The 2,355-nt window shown below is 51.1% G+C and carries 2 protein-coding genes; both read right to left on the bottom strand.

Annotation, left to right across the window (positions count from 1 at the left end; translation table 11 throughout):
* Positions 1-174 precede the first annotated feature (174 nt).
* Positions 175-366: a transposon-encoded TnpW family protein gene (locus C4885_RS16015; protein ID WP_112091126.1), complete on the bottom strand. Its 192-nt coding sequence runs from the start codon at positions 364-366 to the stop codon at positions 175-177.
* A 79-nt stretch (positions 367-445) separates the two neighbouring features.
* A complete protein-coding gene (locus C4885_RS16010) occupies positions 446-2,320 on the bottom strand; it encodes a recombinase family protein (RefSeq protein WP_114001287.1) in 1,875 nt (624 codons plus the stop codon).
* Between the last annotated feature and the right edge of the window lie 35 nt (positions 2,321-2,355).

Here is a 2,355-nt window from a genome sequence, read left to right as displayed (position 1 = left end):
ATATCGGTGGTCTTTTCCTGCTTCGTAAGCCCTGTTCTCATAAACTCTCCTTTCTGCGCCCCTGTTACGCAATAGGGGCATTTTTCGGGTGTTTTTCCCGGCTCTTGACTTGGGGAAAATGAGGATTTTCAAATAGAAACCGCCCGGACAGGGAATGGTTCGTCGGGGCGGCTGTTATCGCAAGATTTCTGTTTTTTCCGGCTCTTGACCGTCAGACGCGGATAAACGCGTACTGTCGGCAAGCACCAGTTTGAGCAGCTTGTCGCGGAATGTTTCTGTGCTGCTGTGATTGAAAAATAACTCCGCAACAATGGTCTGCCCGTTCCTCTGGGTCGTGATGATATTGTCGGGGGTCTGTTCTGCCATAGGCGGCTCCTTTCTCCGGGTGCAAAAGAGGGATTTCCCGTAACTCGGAAAATCCCTCTTGGTTGACGGTTATTCTGTTTTACTGTGTGGGCTGTGCGGCGGCTGCCTGCGCCTTTCTCCTTGCCCGGTATTCCCGCGCTTTCATGCGGTCATACTCCCGCTGCTTTTCAAGGTTTCGCGCCCGGTACTCCCTTGAATACTGCCGGTGGTAGGCGCGGCTCTTTTCCTTTTTGGCTTCTTCGATTTCCTCCCGCATTTGCCGGATTTCCTGCTCGGTCGGCTCTGCAAGCTGTGTCACTTCGTTCTCAAACTTGCCGATATAATTGAAATATATGCTGATGTGCTGGATTGCGTATCTCGCCCTTTTCTGGTCGCGCTCATGCACTTCAATCCGGCTGATAAACTCGTTGAGAATGGCGGGTGTCAGGTCGGTAAAGGCAGCATGGCGTTCCGTCAGCTTCAAAAACTTCTGCGCCCGTCCTCCCGCGTTCTCATAAGCGGACAGCTGCTCTTGGAGCGTGGCAAGCTCCGCTTTCAGCGCATAGTATTCTTCCGAATACTTCTGCGACATCTGCTCATAACGGTCTTGCGGAATCGTGCCGAGGGCGTTGTCCTCGTAGAGCTTATTCAGCACCTTGTCAATCTGTTCAAGGCGCGTCGTGATTTGCGGAATACGCTTCTGCTGCTTTTTGCTCTGGTCGGTCTGCTGCATGGCAAGGTTCTTTTTCACTAAGACTTCAAACTCCGCCCGATTGCTGATGGAATAGTCCTCGATTTTCTTCAGCACTTCCGCGATGGTCTGCATGAGCAAGTCCGCGTCCATGATGTGCGGGGAATGGCATTTGGGGTTCTTGGCTTTCCCCTTGTGGTACTCGCTGCAATAGGCAACATGGCGCTTGCCGCCGTTCCGGTAATCAATACGAATGTGCATTTTTGCACCGCAGTCCTTACAGAAAAGCAAGCCGGACAGAGGGTGGATTTCCCCGTCCCCGTTGGGGCGTCTGACGGATGCGTTTTCCAAAATCCGCTGTACGGTTTCAAAATCGCTGCGGCTGATAATCGGCTCATGCACATTTTCTGTGATGTGCCACTGGCTCCGGTCTACATAGTGGTTATGTTTATCCCGGAAATGCTTTGTAGTCTTGAAGTTGACTACATCGCCGCAATACTCCTGCCGTGTGAGGATATTGGTCAAGGTGGCTTTGTTCCACTTGCAGCGGTTATCCTCATTGAGCGTCTTATTTTTACAGGTTCCCCGCCCTCGGTCTTTCATATAGAAAGTGGGGGTTGGGATTTGCTCCTGTGTCAGATATACGGCGATTTGATTGCGGTTTTTCCCGCCGATAAACAGACGGAAAATCAAACGGACAACCTCGGCGGCTTCCTCGTCGATTATCCAAAAATCCTTGTTGTCCGGGTCTTTGACATAACCGTAAGGGGCTTCGGTGACAATCGGCTTTCCACTCATGCCTTTGGTCTTAATGCCCGTTTTCACTTTCTTGCTGATGTCCTTTGCGTACCACTCCGACATGATATTGATAAAGGGCGCAAACTCCAATGTATCGGGCTTCTCGCTGTCAATGCCGTTGTTGACCGCGATAAAGCGCACATTGTTCCGTCTGAATATCTCCATCGCGTTGCCGACTTGGAGATAGTCACGCCCCCAGCGGGTAAGGTCTTTCATAATGCAGACACCGATTTTCCCGTTTTCCACATCGTCCATCATGCGGGAGTAGGCGGAACGGTCAAAAAACCTGCCGCTTTCGTCATCGTCGATGTAGTGCCGGATATTGGTTAGGTGCTGCCCTCTGGCATAGTTCTCCAAAAATATTTTTTGGTTCTGTATGCTGTTGCTCTCGCCGCCGTCCCTGTCCTCGTCGCCCACGGAAAGGCGGGAGTAAAGGGCTGTAATTTTGCTATAATCAGTCATGTGCATAACCTCCTGTGCGTCCATGTATGTGTCATTTACACTTAAAATTATGCACTCCA

Origin of the sequence: Subdoligranulum sp. APC924/74 (assembly GCF_003324125.1) — a bacterium.
GTDB classification, from domain to species: Bacteria; Bacillota; Clostridia; order Oscillospirales; family Ruminococcaceae; genus Gemmiger; species Gemmiger qucibialis.
This window is presented reverse-complemented; position numbering and strand designations above follow the sequence as displayed.